The sequence below is a fragment of the Halomicrobium sp. HArcel3 genome, from assembly GCF_058933135.1.
The window spans coordinates 734,172-749,264 of record NZ_JBZYDN010000001.1 but is presented as its reverse complement, the minus strand read 5'-3'; the positions used below and the strand labels follow the sequence as shown (position 1 = coordinate 749,264).

The 15,093-nt window shown below is 67.0% G+C and carries 17 protein-coding genes; 9 read left to right on the top strand and 8 right to left on the bottom strand.

Going from position 1 to position 15,093, the window contains the following annotated elements:
- Position 1 precedes the first annotated feature (1 nt).
- Positions 2 to 853 carry an eIF2B alpha/beta/delta subunit family protein gene (locus AC5FRV_RS03845; RefSeq protein ID WP_493559781.1) on the bottom strand — a complete coding sequence of 284 codons (852 nt, stop codon included), beginning with the start codon at positions 851 to 853 and terminating at the stop codon, positions 2 to 4.
- Positions 854 to 944: 91 nt separating this feature from the next.
- Between AC5FRV_RS03845 and AC5FRV_RS03840 the strand changes: the two genes are divergently transcribed.
- A complete protein-coding gene (locus AC5FRV_RS03840) occupies positions 945 to 1,502 on the top strand; it encodes a type IV pilin (RefSeq protein WP_493559780.1) in 558 nt (185 codons plus the stop codon).
- On the opposite strand, the gene AC5FRV_RS03835 is transcribed toward AC5FRV_RS03840, so the two are convergent.
- Positions 1,406 to 2,866, bottom strand: a complete 1,461-nt coding sequence (locus tag AC5FRV_RS03835; RefSeq protein ID WP_493559779.1) for an RtcB family protein — start codon at positions 2,864 to 2,866, stop codon at positions 1,406 to 1,408. The genes AC5FRV_RS03840 and AC5FRV_RS03835 overlap by 97 nt on opposite strands.
- 82 nt (positions 2,867 to 2,948) lie before the next feature.
- Positions 2,949 to 4,043, bottom strand: coding sequence for a DoxX family protein (locus AC5FRV_RS03830; RefSeq protein WP_493559778.1), 1,095 nt, complete (start codon positions 4,041 to 4,043; stop codon positions 2,949 to 2,951).
- Positions 4,044 to 4,348: 305 nt separating this feature from the next.
- On the opposite strand from AC5FRV_RS03830, the gene AC5FRV_RS03825 reads away from it, so the two are divergent.
- The 3 genes from AC5FRV_RS03825 to AC5FRV_RS03815 all read left to right on the top strand — a co-directional run bounded on the left by AC5FRV_RS03825 (position 4,349) and on the right by AC5FRV_RS03815 (position 7,438).
- Positions 4,349 to 4,828 (top strand): GNAT family N-acetyltransferase, encoded by a 480-nt coding sequence (locus AC5FRV_RS03825; protein WP_493559777.1) that lies wholly within the window; start codon positions 4,349 to 4,351, stop codon positions 4,826 to 4,828.
- Positions 4,829 to 5,426: 598 nt separating this feature from the next.
- On the top strand, positions 5,427 to 6,593 hold the full coding sequence (gene priS / locus AC5FRV_RS03820) for a DNA primase small subunit PriS (protein ID WP_493559776.1): 1,167 nt from the start codon (positions 5,427 to 5,429) through the stop codon (positions 6,591 to 6,593).
- A complete protein-coding gene (locus tag AC5FRV_RS03815) occupies positions 6,590 to 7,438 on the top strand; it encodes a hypothetical protein (protein WP_493559775.1) in 849 nt (282 codons plus the stop codon). Before priS ends, AC5FRV_RS03815 begins: the two co-directional genes overlap by 4 nt.
- Before the next feature lie 41 nt (positions 7,439 to 7,479).
- Here AC5FRV_RS03815 and AC5FRV_RS03810 read toward each other — a convergent pair whose 3' ends face one another.
- A complete protein-coding gene (locus AC5FRV_RS03810; protein ID WP_493559774.1) occupies positions 7,480 to 8,604 on the bottom strand; it encodes a S1C family serine protease in 1,125 nt (374 codons plus the stop codon).
- A gap of 83 nt (positions 8,605 to 8,687) precedes the next feature.
- Between AC5FRV_RS03810 and AC5FRV_RS03805 the strand changes: the two genes are divergently transcribed.
- Entirely contained in the window at positions 8,688 to 8,975 is a 288-nt protein-coding gene (locus AC5FRV_RS03805; RefSeq protein WP_089817322.1) for a hypothetical protein, read from the top strand.
- Between the two features lie 65 nt (positions 8,976 to 9,040).
- Complete coding sequence (locus AC5FRV_RS03800) at positions 9,041 to 9,757, top strand: metal-dependent hydrolase (protein ID WP_493559773.1); 717 nt, start codon at positions 9,041 to 9,043, stop codon at positions 9,755 to 9,757.
- A gap of 72 nt (positions 9,758 to 9,829) precedes the next feature.
- Here the strand turns inward: AC5FRV_RS03800 and AC5FRV_RS03795 are convergent, their stop codons facing one another.
- Positions 9,830 to 10,729, bottom strand: coding sequence for an NAD(P)-dependent oxidoreductase (locus AC5FRV_RS03795; RefSeq protein WP_493559772.1), 900 nt, complete (start codon positions 10,727 to 10,729; stop codon positions 9,830 to 9,832).
- A 131-nt stretch (positions 10,730 to 10,860) separates the two neighbouring features.
- Complete coding sequence (locus tag AC5FRV_RS03790; RefSeq protein WP_493559771.1) at positions 10,861 to 11,577, bottom strand: TMEM165/GDT1 family protein; 717 nt, start codon at positions 11,575 to 11,577, stop codon at positions 10,861 to 10,863.
- Positions 11,578 to 11,769: 192 nt separating this feature from the next.
- On the opposite strand from AC5FRV_RS03790, the gene AC5FRV_RS03785 reads away from it, so the two are divergent.
- Together AC5FRV_RS03785 and AC5FRV_RS03780 are read left to right on the top strand one after the other, a co-directional pair.
- Positions 11,770 to 12,165 (top strand): OsmC family protein, encoded by a 396-nt coding sequence (locus tag AC5FRV_RS03785; protein WP_493559770.1) that lies wholly within the window; start codon positions 11,770 to 11,772, stop codon positions 12,163 to 12,165.
- Positions 12,166 to 12,259: 94 nt separating this feature from the next.
- Entirely contained in the window at positions 12,260 to 12,703 is a 444-nt protein-coding gene (locus AC5FRV_RS03780) for a DUF5799 family protein (RefSeq protein ID WP_493559769.1), read from the top strand.
- Here AC5FRV_RS03780 and AC5FRV_RS03775 read toward each other — a convergent pair.
- Positions 12,700 to 12,849, bottom strand: coding sequence for a DUF7557 family protein (locus AC5FRV_RS03775; RefSeq protein WP_493559768.1), 150 nt, complete (start codon positions 12,847 to 12,849; stop codon positions 12,700 to 12,702). The genes AC5FRV_RS03780 and AC5FRV_RS03775 overlap by 4 nt on opposite strands.
- Positions 12,850 to 12,969: 120 nt before the next feature.
- On the opposite strand from AC5FRV_RS03775, the gene AC5FRV_RS03770 reads away from it, so the two are divergent.
- On the top strand, positions 12,970 to 14,094 hold the full coding sequence (locus AC5FRV_RS03770) for a PfkB family carbohydrate kinase (protein WP_493559767.1): 1,125 nt from the start codon (positions 12,970 to 12,972) through the stop codon (positions 14,092 to 14,094).
- 18 nt (positions 14,095 to 14,112) lie between these two features.
- Here the strand turns inward: AC5FRV_RS03770 and pfkB are convergent, their stop codons facing one another.
- Positions 14,113 to 15,021 carry a 1-phosphofructokinase gene (pfkB, locus tag AC5FRV_RS03765; protein WP_493559766.1) on the bottom strand — a complete coding sequence of 303 codons (909 nt, stop codon included), beginning with the start codon at positions 15,019 to 15,021 and terminating at the stop codon, positions 14,113 to 14,115.
- Positions 15,022 to 15,093 lie beyond the last annotated feature (72 nt).

Genomic DNA, 15,093 nt, shown 5'->3' with positions numbered 1-15,093 from the left:
GCTAGTATTCGACGAGCGATTCGTCCGTGATTACCGAGTCGACGAGACGCATCGGCGTCGCGTCGTAAGCGGGGTTGTCGATGGTGAAGTTGTCCGCCGGTTCCCGCATGACCTCCGCCGTCGAGCGGAACTCGTTCTCGAAGGCGAAGCCGCCCTCGATGAGCTTGGCCGCCGACCCGACGACGCTGACCGGCACTCCAACGTCGTTCGCCGTCGCGGCGATGGGGTAGGTGCCGACGCGGTTGTACAGCACGTCGTCGACGACGCAGTCCATCCCGACGAGGACGCGCTCGCAGGCCGCCAGGTAGTGGCCCGCGGCGCTGTCGACGATGTGGTGGGTGTCGACGGCGTCGATCTCGGCGAGCTTGCGGGTCATCCGCCGCCCGAGGAACCGGGGGCGTGCCTCGGTGACGTAGACCTCGAACTCTGATCCCTGCTCCGTCGCCAGGCGAATCGCGCTCAGGACCGTCGAGGAGTAGTCGTGGGTGAGGAGGACGTCGTGGTCGGCGATCTGGTCGGCACAGCGCTTGGCGGCGCTGAGCTTCGCGGTCTCGACCTGCTCGATGACCTCTTCGATGGCGATGTGCGTCTCGCGCTGGGCGTCCTCGAGGCTGTCGGGGTCCGCGTCGGTGACGCGCTCGACGATCTGGCGTTGCGTCGTGTGGAGTGACGCGTGGGACGGGTTCGCCCGCCGGAGCGCGTTGCTGTTGCGTTCGAGCGAGCGCAGGTACTCCTCGACGGCGGGGAACTCCCTGTCGGTCAGCGACTGCAGGGCACGGGCCGCCCGCACGGCGACGACCGAGGAGCTGTGGGTCTGCATCTCCTCGATTTGCTCGACGGTCTCGTCTATCATGTCCCACTCTGTGCCCCGGATCGACAAGGGTTTTCCCCTGTCTCCGTCAGCCGAATCACCTATATTCGATGCCCGCACAACCACCGAGCGAATGGAGGAATTCCGCCGCGACGACCGAGCGGTCACCGAGTCGACGGGAGTCGTGATCCTCGTCGGGATTACTATCGTCGTGACCGGACTGGTCGGCCTCAACGTGCTCATCGGCACCGACGAGGGGCCGAGCGGTCCCAACGCCAACTTCAGCTACGATCACGTCGAAGACAGCGGTGCACTCATCGTCACCCACGTCGAGGGTGACGCGTTCCCCGCCGGCGACATCGTCATCGTGGGGGACGACGCCGAGACGACCTGGGCAGAAGCCGGAAGCGTCGACGAGTCGGAGGAGATCGGCCCTGGCGACATCGTACAGGTGAGCGAAGGGAACAGCTACGGGGAACCCGTGACAGAGCGCTCTACCGTCCGCATCTTCTACGAACAGGGGGAGAACCGCACACAACTGAGCGAGTGGGTCGGTCGCGACGCGGAGGCGTCCGGATTCCGGCTTCAGCGGCTTCAACCCTTGATGTTACAGACCGGGAACGTCCGGGCGACCTTGTCGCCGATACCGAGCGCGTCCGAGACGCGGACCACCTCGTCGACGTCCTTGTAGACGCCGGGCGCCTCCTCGGCCACCGTTGCGCCGGACTGTGCTTTCACGTAGATTTGCTGCTGGTCTCGCAGGTCGTCACGAACGTCCTCGCCCCAGTACTCGTTTTTCGCCTGCGTCCGGCTCATCAGCCGCCCCGCACCGTGTGCCGTCGACCCGAACGTCTCCTCGAGACTCCGGTCGCCGCCGCGGAGGACGTAGCTTCCCGCGCCCATACTTCCGGGGATGATGATCGGCTGGCCGACGTCGCGGTACGCGGCCGGCACCTCCGGGTGTCCTGCCGGAAACGCGCGCGTCGCTCCCTTCCGGTGGACGTACAGGTCCGTCTCCTCACCGTCCACGTCGTGCGTCTCCAGCTTGGCGATGTTGTGGGCCACGTCGTACAGCAGGTCCATCTCCATCGCCTCCCAGTCCCGGCCGAAGACGTCCTCGAACACCTCGCGTGTCCGGTGCATGATCAGCTGTCGGTTGACCCAGGCGTAGTTGATGGCCGCGCACATCGCCTCGTAGTAGTCCTCGGCGAGTTGCGAACCGGCGGGCGCCGCGGCGAGTTCCCTGTCCGGGAGCTGGTTCAGCAGCCCCGAGTGGGCCTGTTCGATCTTCCGCAGGTAGTCCGTACACACCTGGTGACCCAGGCCGCGGGAGCCACAGTGGATGAGGACGACGATCTGGTCCTCAGCGAGGCCGAAGTCGGCCGCGACGTCCTCGCGGAACACGTCGGTGACTCGCTGGACCTCGAGGAAGTGGTTGCCCGAGCCCAGCGATCCGACCTGGTTCTTCCCCCGATTCCGGGCTTTCTCGGAGACCTTGTCGGGATTGCCTTCTGGTCGGTACCCCTCGTCTTCGCAGTGTTCGAGGTCGTCCCGCACGGCGTAGTCGTTTTCGAGCGCCCAGTCCATCCCGCGCGAGAGGATGGCGTCGACGTCGTCGATGGTCCCCTCGTGGACGCCGCCACCGCCGAGGCCCGAGGGGATTGCCTCGAACAGCGCGTCCACGAGTACCTCTTCGTGGCCCTTCACGTCGTCGTAGGTAAGGTTCGTCCGCATCATCCGTACCCCGCAGTTGATATCGTAACCGACTGCTCCGGGCGAGATACAGCCGTTTTCGGCATCGATGCCTGCGACGCCGCCCACGGGGAAGCCGTAGCCCTGGTGGCCGTCGGGCATGCACAGGGCGTACTTCCGCACGCCGGGGAGGTGCGTCGAGTTCCGAAGCTGTTCGAGCGTCTTGTCCTCGCTGATCTCGTCGAGCAGCGACTCGCTGGCGAGGATTCGCGCCGGGACGTTCATCCCCCCGGACTGGGGAATCTCCCAGACGAACTCGCGGACCTGCTCCAGCGTGACGTCGCCCGCCTCGTACGTGGTCATACCCGAAGATGGTCACGGCGAAGTGAAATGTCGTCCGGTAGTCCGGCGTCGAGTCGGACGCGGCGTCGGCCATCGCCCCAGCTCAGTCGTCGCCCGGGGCCGCCGTCGCCCTGGCATCAGTCGATCGCTCGAGGCGCTCGTCCAGCGAGAACGGCCCCGCACCGAGCGTGAAGATAGCAGAGGCCATCCCGAACAGCGTGACGTGCGCGAGCACCGGGTCGTCCGGCAGGCCGAACAGCGTCACTGTGAACAGGAGGAACGCCGTCGCGGCGCTCGCGCGGGTCAGCAGGCCTGCGACGAGCGCCAGACCGACGACGACCTCCATCAGTCCGGCACCCAGCACCCACATCCCCGGGTCGACGGGGACGACGGCGGTCAGGTCGTACTTTGCGACGACCTGGAGCGCCCGGTCCGAGGAACCCAGTTTCTCGACGAGTCCCAGGTAGACGAAGGCGACACCCATCCCCACCCGGAGAATCGTCGGCACGAATCGTCGATACGGGGCCGTCAAGTCGTCGAGCCACGTCTTCAGGTGGTGGACCGGGTCGACGCGGCCGTACAGGGTCGCGTCACTGGCGGCGACGTCCTGGAGCATGTCGTCCGCGCTCGGGCGGCCGCCACCGAGGACGAAGACCGCGACGAACCCGGGGAGGTACTCGATGGCCAGCACGACGTCCGGGTTGGTCGCGAGCGCCCACAGGTACAGTCCCAGGCCGACGGCGGTGGCCACACGCGTCGCCAGCCCGAAGAGGATGAAGAACCCCACGCCGATCAGCAGGAGACGCAACAGCGGGTTGGCGCCGGGGTCGAACGTTACCGTCGGCGCGAAGAGGTACCCCTGGAACCCGGCGCCCACGAGCGGAAGCCCCAGACTCAGCCGAAGCATCCAGGGGACGAGGTCGTCGTACGTCCCGAGCGTCTCCCGCAGGATCTGAACGTCGGGGACGGTCGGCCGGTATCGGAGGTACGCCGCCAGCACCGCGACGCCGACCAGCGAAGCGACGGCCACCATCGCGGCGTTGACCGGATCGGAGAGGACGTCTGACCCGAACGTGACCGCGTCACGCGCCTGACCGACAGGATCGGTGACGTAGTCGACGTGCGCCGCCGCGGTCGGAACGAACCCGCACGTGGCGAGTGCAACGACAGCGGCCGCGAACGACGAGCGAGTAGTCATGGGCCCGCCTTACCAGCCGCCGGGTTTACGCCATTCGACTTTCGAATCGATGACGTTTCCGCTGTTTCCGAACCGAACCTGCCGGTCGAGTTCCACCGGCAGACTCACTTCGTTCGTCTTCCGAGCCCGGCCTCGCTGCGCTCGGCCGGACGTCAGGAGACTCGCTCCGCTCGTCTCCCGAGCCCAGTCTCACGCTGTTCGACTGGACGCCAATAGACTCACTCCGTTCGTCTACCGAGCCCGGCCTCGCTGCGCTCGGCCGGACGCCGGTGGAATTATAGTCTTCAGCCGGTTAGAAGGGTGTAGTGAGCGTCAACGTCGAATCGAGGGTCGTCGACCGCGGCGACGACGGGTTCGTGGACGCCGCCTGGCAACTCAAAGAACGGATCCGCCAGGAAGACGGCGTCCTCCGCCAGCGTCGCGGCTTCTTCCGCGACGCCTACCGTCGCTCGCGCGTCTACGTCTACGTCGACCGGACCAACAACACCCTGGTCGGGTTCGCCGCCGTCCGCTCGGACGGCTACGTTCTCTTCCTCGCCGTCGACCCGGAATACCGCGGCCACGGCTTCGGGAAGCGACTCATCGCCCGGGTCTCCGAGGACTTCGGGAGCGTCACCTGCCACGCCCGGACGACGAACGACGACGCCATCGGGTTCTACGAACACCTCGGATTCGACGTCCGCCGTCGCATCGACAACTACTACGAGGACGGCGGCGACGCGTTCTACCTCTCGCTCGGCGACGACTCTATCCGTGCGAAACTGTCGAAGCTACTCGGCAGCTGAACGCGGATACTATCCCGCCTCCCAACTGCTCAGTCTGTCAGGGGAAAACTCCGCTGCCCACGGAGTTCTCGAGGAATTGCTCGACGATCGGAACCTATCCATTTAGGCACATCTACTAACCAGCTACGCTCCGACCGTTTTACCGGGTCGGCATTCAGGAACAGCCTCAGGCCCAACCACGAGCCCGTGGGTGCCCCAGCAGCCACCCAGGCCATCGTGTCGACCCACGCCGGCCGCCGGTGGCCGAGCAGCGACCGACGCGAGACCGTCCACCTGGCAGCGAGGCAGTCACACACCGGTCGAACGGTTCAGGGGGTCACACATCCCCATTTCGGGGAAATCCCACTCTTTCGGACCATGCGGGCCGAACCGAGCGCGGCGGGTCCGTCTTCCTCACCAGTTCGAGGACGTCGGTTTTCCGTTCGTTTTGGACGATTAGGGTTGATCGAATCCCGCTCGCTTTATCGAGGTGTTCACTTCGCTCGGACCGCCCTACTCACGGGTCGCTCCGCTCCCCGTTCGCTTTGAGAAGGTGTTCGCTTCGCTCACACCTTCCTATCCACAACTCCTATGACCACCTCCCCCAATCATCTATCCCATGGAAGAGCGGACTCGTCTGTACCTCCGGGGGCGCTTCGGCGACCACTACCGGCGGGCAGATATCACCCTTCCGCCGGACGCCGACGCCCGGGAGTGGGGATTCATCCCGTGGACCGACGGTCCCGGTGAGACGATGGTCCGCCACCGTTCGCTACTCGACCTGGGCGAAATCGGCGACTTTCTCGAACGCAAACGACCCAGGCACGTCTACTTCTCCGCGGGCCGGTACGAGGACCCCAGCGCGCCCTCGATGGACGAGAAGACCTGGCTGTCCTCGGACCTGGTGTTCGACCTCGACGCCGACCACCTGCCGGCCGTCGAACTCGGCGAGGACAGCTACGCCGAGATGCTCGCCAAGTGCAAGGACGCGCTGCTCTGTCTGCTGGACTTCCTGGAGAACGACTTCGGGTTCGACGACCTCACCGTCGTCTTCTCCGGCGGGCGTGGTTACCACGTCCACGTCCGTGACGAGGGCATCCAGCAGCTCTCCCGGGACTCCCGGCGGGAAATCGTCGACTACGTCCGCGCCGTCGGCCTCGAACCGGACGGCATCCAGACGACGGAGATCAGGCCCGGCAACACGGCAGCCTCGCGCGTCCTCCAGACCGAGGGCGGGTGGGGTCAGCGCGTCCACGACAGCCTCCTCGCGTTCGTCGGCGAACTCGAGGCGATGGAAGAGGAGGCGGCCCTCGAAGCGTTGCAGGAACTCGACGGCATCGGCGAGGGGCGCGCGAAGACAGTCTACGGCGCCATCCAGGCCAACCGCGAGGCCATCGAGAGCGGCAACCTCGAAGCCGGTGGCGTCGGCATCCGGACGCTCGTCGAGACGCTGCTGGACCGGGTCGTCGAGGAGGACATCGCCCCCATCGACGAACCGGTCACCACCGACACGAACCGGCTCATCAGGCTCCCGGGGAGTCTCCACGGCGGGAGCGGCCTCGCAGTCCAGCGGATCGACCGAGATTCGATCGAGGAGTTCGACCCGCTCGTCGACGCCGTCCCGGAGACGTTCACCGGCCACGAGATCGCGGTCGAGATCGCCGACGACGTCGAGGTCGAACTCGGTGGGGATACCTTTACATTCCAGGCAGGTGCACGATCCGTACCAGAGCACGTGGGCATCTTCCTGATGGCCCGCGGGCAGGCCGAGAAGGGTCCAGAATGAACTTAGACGAACTGCAATCGGTACAGTCCAGGGAGCGACAGACCGACAGCCTCCAGCAACTCCGGGAGTCGTTCTACGAGGACGCCGGCGAGTACATCCAGCAGTTGCGCGAGGAGCGCGACCAGGCCGCCGAGCGCGCCGCGGACCCGTTCGACTCCCCCGAGGTGAACCGGCTGAGCGACGACATCAAGACCGCCGAACAGACCGTCGAGGCGCTGTACGAGCGCCGCGTCGGGAAGGTCGTGAAGATGGCGTCGCTCGCCGCCGCCGACATGCCGACGGAAGAGGAGGGCCTCACGCGCGAGGAACGCGACCTCTTCGACACGCTCCTGCACGCCATCGAGGAGAACCGGGACCACGTCCTCGACGTCCTCGCGGGCGAGGCGTCACCCGGTGCCGTCTCCACGCCGACGGACGTTCCGCAGACGGGCCGCGGACAGACCGAGTCGGCCGCCACTGATTCCGCGAGCGAGGCGCCACAGGCAGACCCGACGGCGGACGGGGCGTCGACAGGAGTCGGCGCCGCGGACGTCATGGGCAGCCCCGACGGCGACGCACCCGCGGACGTCCCGCCGGACGTTCCGCCAGACGTGCCGACCGATGGACCCGCTGCAGGACCGACCGACGGGACCGAAACCAGTCCCGACGCCGACGGGCAGAACGAGGCAGACGGTGCGGAAGAGACGGACGTCGACCGACGTACCGTCCGCATCACCGACGACGTCGGCGCCATCTTCGGCGTCGACGAGCGGGAGTACGACCTCTCGACGGACGACATCGTGACGCTACCCGCGGCGAACGCGGACCCGCTCGTCGAACGCGACGCCGCCGAACCGCTCGAATAGAGTCGCGCTGTCGGACGAGCGTTTTCCGTTTCTCGCGAGGATTACCGACCAGGCTCGGGTCGCGAACCCAGTTCGAGCGTGACGCTCCGGCGGTCCCCGTCGCGGACAACGTCGACGTCGAGTGAGTCGCCCGGGCTGGTTTCGAGTGCCAGATAGGTCGACAGCGCCTGCCGAGTCGGAATCCGCGTCCCGTCCATGCCGACGACGACGTCGCCCCCGACGGGCGCCTGGACACCGTCGACCCGTTCGGTCCCGCCGCTCCCCTGGAGGACGCCGTCGGCGGGCGTCCCGTCGAGTACCTGGTCGATGTACACGCCCTTCGAGACGGAAAGCTGGTTGGCCTCGACCATAGTCGGCGTCACCGGTGTCAGGGTGACACCCAGGTAGGAGTGGTCGTAGTCACCGTTCTCGATTAGCGCCGGGACGACACGGTGGACCAGCGCGGCGGAGATGGCGAACCCGATGTTGTCGCCACCGCCGGAGTTGACCACGCCGACGACGTCGCCGTTCAGCGTGACGAGCGGGCCGCCGCTGTTGCCGGGGTTGACGGCGGCGTCGGTCTGGATGGCGTCGGCGATGGAGAAGCCGTTCGCGGCGGGGAGCGTCCTGTCGACGCCGCTGACGATGCCAGCCGAGATAGACCCCGAGTAGCCGAAGGGGTTCCCGATGGCCACGACCTCCGTGCCGACGGCCGGGTCCGCGTCGACGAGCGAGAGCGGCGTGACCTCGTCGGGGCGGTTCGCTGCCTCGAGGACCGCCAGGTCGCTGTAGACGTCCGTGGCGACGACGGACGCCGAGCGCCAGCCGGTGTTCTCGAACCGGAGATAGACGTCGTCGCTGTCCGTGATAACGTGCTCGTTCGTCACGAGGTACCGCTCGTCGTACGCGAAGGCGCTCCCCTGTGCAGACTGCCCGTTACTGGTGTAGACAGCGACGCTGGCGATAGATGGGGAGACGCTCTCGTAGACGTCGGCGTACCGGCCCTGCGGCGGTGCGCCGGAGTCGCGGTCCCGCGACTGCCCGGCGGTCGCGGTGGACTCGTCTGGGGTCCGCGTCGCCGTGTCGGCCTCATCGGTCGACCCGATAGAGTTGCACCCGGCGATGGTCGCGGTGACCCCGGTTGCCACCGATCCGAGAAATGCCCGACGTGACTGGGGAGGTTTCACACCCGCTGTTTTCGGCGCGAACCGAATAAACCCGTCCCGTCGCGGGGGCAAAGTACACGGTGGTCCTTCACAAAGAGAGTCCCATGGCGAATCGAGACGAACTGCAGGGAGAACGGCGGGAAGTCCCCGCCCCGGATTTCGTCGTTCCCGGCATTCGGTGTGCGCTCGAGATGATCATCGTCGGGAGCATCGTCGGACTGATCGGACTGCCGGCCTCGAGCGCGCTCCACCTCGGCGTCGTGTTGATAGCGATGACGGTGTCGATGGTCGTCGTGCTGTTCTGGGCGCTCAATCACCACATCGCCGAGTGGGTGCGCCGGGCACAGGGGAAGCCGACGCTGACCGACGGCGGGAACTCCGGGCCGTTCTAACCCGCGGAACCCACCGCTCGGCCTCAAACGATTAAGTGCCAGCCCCGAGTAGCCACTGGCGACTCATGGAACTCACCTGGCACGGACATTCGACGTGGCACGTAGAGGTCGGCGGAACGTCGCTTCTGATCGACCCGTTCTTCGACAACCCCCAGACGGATCTGAGCGCCGACGACGTCGACGCGCCGGACTACGTCCTGCTCACGCACGGGCACGCCGACCACGTCGCCGACGTCGGTTCCTTCCCCGACGCGACGGTCGCGGCGACGCCGGAACTGGCGGCGTACGTCGAGGACGAGTACGGCGTCTCCGACACCGCCGGCTTCAACCTCGGCGGAACGATCGAACTCGGCGACGCCTTCGTGACGATGCACCGGGCCGACCACACCAACGGCCTCGGAACCACCTACGAACAGGGCTCGGGCGGCATGCCGGCCGGGTTCGTCATCAGCGACACGAAGCCGACGCAAGTGAGCGACGAAGAGTCGACGACGTTCTATCACGCCGGCGACACGGGGCTGATGACGGAGATGCGCGACGTCATCGGCCCGTTCCTCGAACCCGACGCCGCGGCGGTCCCCATCGGCGATCACTTCACGATGGGGCCGATGCAGGCGGCCGTCGCGGTCGACTGGCTCGACGTCGACCACGCGTTCCCGCAGCACTACGACTCGTTCCCGCCCATCGAACAGGACCCGCAGGACTTCGTCCGCGAGGTGAAAGGCACCGGCAGCGACGCCGAGGTGCACGTCCTCGACGGCGACGAGACGTTCGAACTGTAGCGTCCCCCTCGTTTCCCGGTCGCTAACGGGGCCGAAACCGACCACGCGGTTCGCGGAACTCGGCCGAGCCGTTCACTCGGCGTCTTCACCACGCACCGTGACGCCGGTCGTCTCTTCGAGGTGTTTGACGACAGCAGCCATGTCTTCGTCGCCGTGGCCACGGCCCCGGGCCGCGCTGAACAGTTCCCGGGCGGCGGCGGTGACGCCCATCGGAACGCCGTCCTCGCCGGCGGCGTCGAGCGCCAGGTTCAGGTCCTTGAACTGGTAGTCGGCGGGGAACCTGGGCGCGAAGTCGCCGGCTGCGATCTGCTCGCCCTTCGCCGAGAACAGCGGCGAATCGAGCGCACCGTTCTCGACGACGGTGAGCATGTCCTCGACGGAGAGGTCCCGGTTGGCGCCGAAGGTCAGCGCTTCTGCGAAGGCGCTCATCGCGTCGCCCAGCAGGAGGTTGATAAAGAGCTTCATGTTCGTCCCCTGGCCGACGTCGCCGCAGGAGACGACCGGGTCGCACATCGCCTCGAGGACCGGCCGAACGGATTCGACGTCGTCCTCCTCGCCGCCCGCCAGGCCGACGAGCGTGCCCTCTTCCGCCGGTCCGACGGTACCGGAGACGGGGCAATCGACGAACCGGCCGCCGCGGTCAGTGACAGCGTTCGCTGCTGCTTCCGTCTCGTCGTGGCCGATAGTGCTCATCTGGACGACGGTCGTCTCCTCGTCGACGCCGGCGAGGATGCCGAGATCGCGGTCGAGTACCTCCGCGACCGCGTCGCCGTCCGAGACTATCAGGCAGACGACGTCGACTCGCTCCGTGAGGTGCTTCGGCGAGTCGGCGACGCTGACGCCCGCTTCGGCGAACGGTCGCTCGTGCTCGGTGGTGCGGTTGTACACGGTCAGGTCGAACCCGGCGTCGGCCAGGTTCCACGCCATCGGCGCGCCCATCGCTCCGAGTCCGACGAATCCGACTGCTGTCATACTCCGGTGTTCGCACGGGCGGGACTTGAATGTCCGCCCAGCGGCGGCCTCACGGCCGAGTTCTCGGCGAACGAGCGCCCGGTCGGACCAGGTCGAGTCGCACCAGGTCGATTACCGCGGACGCACGGCCCTCAGACGAACGGCACGAGCGAGAGGACCAGAGCGGAGACTGTCTCGACGAGTCGTTCCCAGAGGGAGACGCCGGTCAGAGTCGCCTGGAGGGTGTCGACACCGAAGAACGAGAACAGAGCAGCACCGGCGTAGTGAGCCTTCCGGAGGTCGAAGCGAGCGGCGAACCGGTGGAAGAAGTACGCGTTGACGAGCGTGACGGGGACGATGGCTGCCATCTCGCCGACCCAGATGGCCGATATCTGAGAGTACTGGGCGGCGAGGCCGATGGTCACGAGCTGGGTCTTGTCCCCGAACTCACCGAAGGCCATCATCGCGAAGATGGGGACGAACCCGCCGAGAACGTTCGGGACGTCCCATTTCAGGACGGGGACCTGGACGTCGAGTTCGCCGTCGCTACCGACGACCGCGCCGCCGTCGGTCTGGAACGACGCCTCGTCCGGCCCCGGTGCGGACCGGTACAGGAGGACGGCGAACAGACAGAACAGGAGACCGGTGAACAGGTCGAGGACGAACGGCGACAGCGCCGACTGAAGGCGGCTCCCAAACACGACTTCCAGGGCGGTCCAGCCGGCGAAGGCGCTGGCGGCGGCGCTGACCACGAGGAGGGGGTGGTACCGGGTCGACAAGGCCGCGACGATGAACTGGACCTTCTCGCCGGGTAACACCAGCAACTGGGTGACGAAGGCGATAGTCGCGACCTCTAGCCAGCCAGTCACGCCGACCGACCCCGCCGCTGGTTTCCGACGGACGCTCTGGTGGGAACCATCATACGACTATGGATCGGATTAGAGGGCTCTAAACAAATAATCCTGTTCCCCGAAATTGGTCGGTCCGACGGACGTATGGTCGTCCAGCCCGCGTCGGATCTGACAACGTTTAGGGGGGAGGGGTTCGTCCACCCGGACGCAATGACAGACATCGAAGTCACCAGCACGTGCGAGGAGGGCTACACCGCCAACAACGTCATCGACGACGAGTGGGAACTCACCGTCGACGCCCTCGAGGAGGACGGGCCGTCGGCACAGCAGGTACTCGTCGCCGACTACGCCTCCTGCTACCTCCCGGCGCTCCGCGTCGCCGCGGACCAGACCGGCTACGACGACATCGGCGAAATCGAGATCGACGTCGAGGCCGACCTCGACGAGGACGACGACGTCTCCGCCATCCGCTTCGACCTCCGCGTCGAAGAAGACCTGGGCGACGACGAGCAGAAAGTCGTCGAACTGGGCGAGGAGATCTGCCACGTCCACGACGCGCTGCGCGAGGAACTCCACGCCGACATCTCGATCGAGAGCGGCGTCTAGGTCGGTTCGACGCGCTGTCTTTTTCGCCGTTCACGTCAACTGAGCGTGGGATCTGCGGGAAACGCTGATAGGGCCGCCAGGCCAAGGTCTGCCCATGTCAGACGACTGGACCGGCATGATCGCCGGCGAGCGGATGCAACTCGACCAGGAGTTCGCCGACAGAGTCGAGGCCTCGTCCTTCAACCGCCAGCAGTGGGGGCTCGTGATGACGGCGCTCGACTTCGAAATAGAGAGTCCCGAAACGCCCGACAATGCCAGACTCGTCCCCGACACGTCCAGCGTGCCGACGATCATCCCGGAACTGGACAACCTCGAGCAACCAGGCGCAATGGGCGGCGGGTCACAGTCATCGGACTCCGGCGGCGGACTGATGGACTCGGTGAAAGGTGCGCTCGGCCTGGGCGGTGGCAGCGGCGGCAGCGACCAGGAGCGCCTCGACGAGGCCACCGAACTGGCGACCGACTACTGCGACCGCCTCCAGGAGCGCCTGGAATCCAGCGGTCGCTGGGAGAGCGTCTGCAAGCGCGCGCAGGACTAGTACTCGTCCCCGCCGTGGAACATCGTCAGCTCCTCGGCCTCGTAGATGTTGATCAGCTCGGTGATTATCTCGTCGTAGGACTCGTCTTCGACCTGGAGCTGTTCCAGCCGCTCGACCGTCTCTTCGTCGAGTTCGACGGTTGGCATGCGTGTCGAACGAGGTGCCGGACTCACTTAATCACGGGGCTGGCACGTCCTGGGCGCCAGCCCTGCGCCGGTTCCAGCGGCAGCGAAGCGCTCTAATGGAGCCGGCGAGATGCACAGGATATGACGACGTTCGACGAGGATACCGCCGGTGCGGTCGCCGACGCGGTCGAGCAGTTCCCCGCCACGCTCTCGGGCGGTCGCGTCGTGTTCGGCTTCGACGGCTTCGTCGACCGGGTCCGCGAGGTCGTCGCCGACCGTCGGGACCCCGACACCCACGACCGCCTCGACGAACTCGCGGGGTTCAGCGACCGCGTCGCGGCCTCCGTCGCCGCGGACAGCTCACTCTCCTTCGAGTGGATCCAGCGCGGAACGCGGACGGGCGGCCACACCTGCCACCTCGGCCGCGCCTTCGGGAAGTGGGGCTTCGACCCCGTCCTCGTCGGAATGTACGGTGACCCCATTCAAGAGCCGTTCGAGCGGGAGTTCGCCGACTACGAGCTCCACACGCTCGGCGAACCGGGATACACCGACGCCGTCGAGTTCGACGACGGGAAGTTGCTGCTCATCGAGAACGGCGATTCGATGGAACTCGACTGGGACCGCCTCCGTGACCGCGTCGGTCGCGAGACGCTGGTGAACCGGCTCGACGGCGCGCGACTCTTCGGTGCCGGCTACTGGGCGGAGACGCCGAACCTCCCCGACCTGGTCGCTGGCCTCAGGGAACTCTGGTCGGAACTGGCGAACCCGCCCGAGACGGTCGTCGTCGACCCTGGCGACGTCAGGAAACTCGACCCCGGCCGGCTTCGCGCCGGCCGTGACGCGCTCGGCAAACTGGACGACGTCGCCCGGGTCGTCCTCACCGCGAACCGCGCCGAGACCGAGGTTCTCGCGGATACCTACGTCGAGGGAACGGAGTCTGATCGGGACGCCGCGGGCGACGCGGAACTCGTCTTCGACGCCCTCGACGTCGCACTGGTCGTCTGCCACGGACTCGAAGAATCAGTCGTCGTGAGCGAGGGCGGGATCCATCGGGTGGCCGTCCCCGTCGTCGACGACCCGGTCCTGACGACGAGTTCTGGCGACCACTTCAACGCCGGCCTCGCGCTCGCGCTCGTCGAGGGGATGGACCCCAGCGCTGCCGCGGCCGTCGGGAACGCCGTCGCGGGCTGCTTCGTCCGGACCGGTGAACCACCGTCGGTGGCGGACGTTCGAGCGTTCCTCGACGGGTACGAGGCGGAGTTCTGACCCGCCCCGCGAAACGGTCTAGTACTGCGATAGTTCGACTGCCCTCCTCCGCGTGGCGACTTTCTCGAAGGACGGCACGCTCGTTCCCGACCGTTCCACCACTGTCGACGCGACGGCGATCCCGTTCCGGAGGGCGCTCTCCGTCGATTCTCCCGCGTCGATAGCGGCCAGGTAGCCGGCGACGAGCGCGTCGCCCGCCCCGACAGTGTCGACCACGTCGGCGTCGAGGGCGTCCGCGACGAGTACGCCGTCGGGGCCGGAATAGAACGCGCCCTCGGCCCCCAGCGAGGCCAGCACGCGTTCGAACCCGCGGTCGCGGAGCCGCTCCGCAGCGGTCGCACAGCCGTCGAGGGTCGAAACGTCCGTTCCAGTCGCCTCCCCGAGTTCGGACCGGTTCGGCGTGCACAGTTCGTATTCTCCGTCCACGGCAGCGAGCAGGTCGCCGTAGACGTCGACGGACGTCTCCCACGCGCCCGCAGTCCCAACGGCGTCGATAGCGTCGGCACCGAGTCCGGGCGGCAGGCTCCCGGCGACGTGGACACGGTCGGGATCGTGTTCGTCGAGAATTTCCAGCAGGGCGTCGACGGCAGCCTGGGAGGCTTCGGGACCGTCCTGGTTGAGCTTGTACTCCCCGTCGGCGGCGAGCGCCGTCGTGTTGAGACGCGTCGGTTCGTCCAGGTCGACGAAGTCGGCCAAGATTCCCTCGCTTGCCAGGGTATCGGCGACGAATCGCCCGGTGAACCCGCCGAGCAGTCCAGTCGCTATCGTCTCCGTGTCCAGCGCGTCGAGGTACTGCGAGACGTTGATCCCCTTGCCGCCAGGGTCGTACCGGGCGTCCGCGGTGCGGCTGACGGTTCCCGGCGCCAGTTCACCGTCGAAGTGGAGCGTCTGGTCGACGGCGGGGTTGTAGGTGACGGTCAGAATCACGGTGTCGTCCCCCGGGAGCGCGAGATACCCATCGCGCGATGGTTCGTTCGGCCCCGGTATACCGTTTGCTTT

Excerpts from the sequence above, each read along its gene's own strand:
- AC5FRV_RS03845 (WP_493559781.1), bottom strand. The coding sequence starts at position 853 with ATGATAGACGAGACCGTCGAGCAAATCGAGGAGATGCAGACCCACAGC.
- AC5FRV_RS03840 (WP_493559780.1), top strand. The coding sequence starts at position 945 with ATGGAGGAATTCCGCCGCGACGACCGAGCGGTCACCGAGTCGACGGGA.
- AC5FRV_RS03835 (WP_493559779.1), bottom strand. The coding sequence starts at position 2,866 with ATGACCACGTACGAGGCGGGCGACGTCACGCTGGAGCAGGTCCGCGAG.
- AC5FRV_RS03830 (WP_493559778.1), bottom strand. The coding sequence starts at position 4,043 with ATGACTACTCGCTCGTCGTTCGCGGCCGCTGTCGTTGCACTCGCCACG.
- priS (WP_493559776.1), top strand. The coding sequence starts at position 5,427 with ATGGAAGAGCGGACTCGTCTGTACCTCCGGGGGCGCTTCGGCGACCAC.
- AC5FRV_RS03815 (WP_493559775.1), top strand. The coding sequence starts at position 6,590 with ATGAACTTAGACGAACTGCAATCGGTACAGTCCAGGGAGCGACAGACC.
- AC5FRV_RS03805 (WP_089817322.1), top strand. The coding sequence starts at position 8,688 with ATGGCGAATCGAGACGAACTGCAGGGAGAACGGCGGGAAGTCCCCGCC.
- AC5FRV_RS03800 (WP_493559773.1), top strand. The coding sequence starts at position 9,041 with ATGGAACTCACCTGGCACGGACATTCGACGTGGCACGTAGAGGTCGGC.
- AC5FRV_RS03795 (WP_493559772.1), bottom strand. The coding sequence starts at position 10,729 with ATGACAGCAGTCGGATTCGTCGGACTCGGAGCGATGGGCGCGCCGATG.
- AC5FRV_RS03785 (WP_493559770.1), top strand. The coding sequence starts at position 11,770 with ATGACAGACATCGAAGTCACCAGCACGTGCGAGGAGGGCTACACCGCC.
- AC5FRV_RS03780 (WP_493559769.1), top strand. The coding sequence starts at position 12,260 with ATGTCAGACGACTGGACCGGCATGATCGCCGGCGAGCGGATGCAACTC.
- AC5FRV_RS03775 (WP_493559768.1), bottom strand. The coding sequence starts at position 12,849 with ATGCCAACCGTCGAACTCGACGAAGAGACGGTCGAGCGGCTGGAACAG.
- AC5FRV_RS03770 (WP_493559767.1), top strand. The coding sequence starts at position 12,970 with ATGACGACGTTCGACGAGGATACCGCCGGTGCGGTCGCCGACGCGGTC.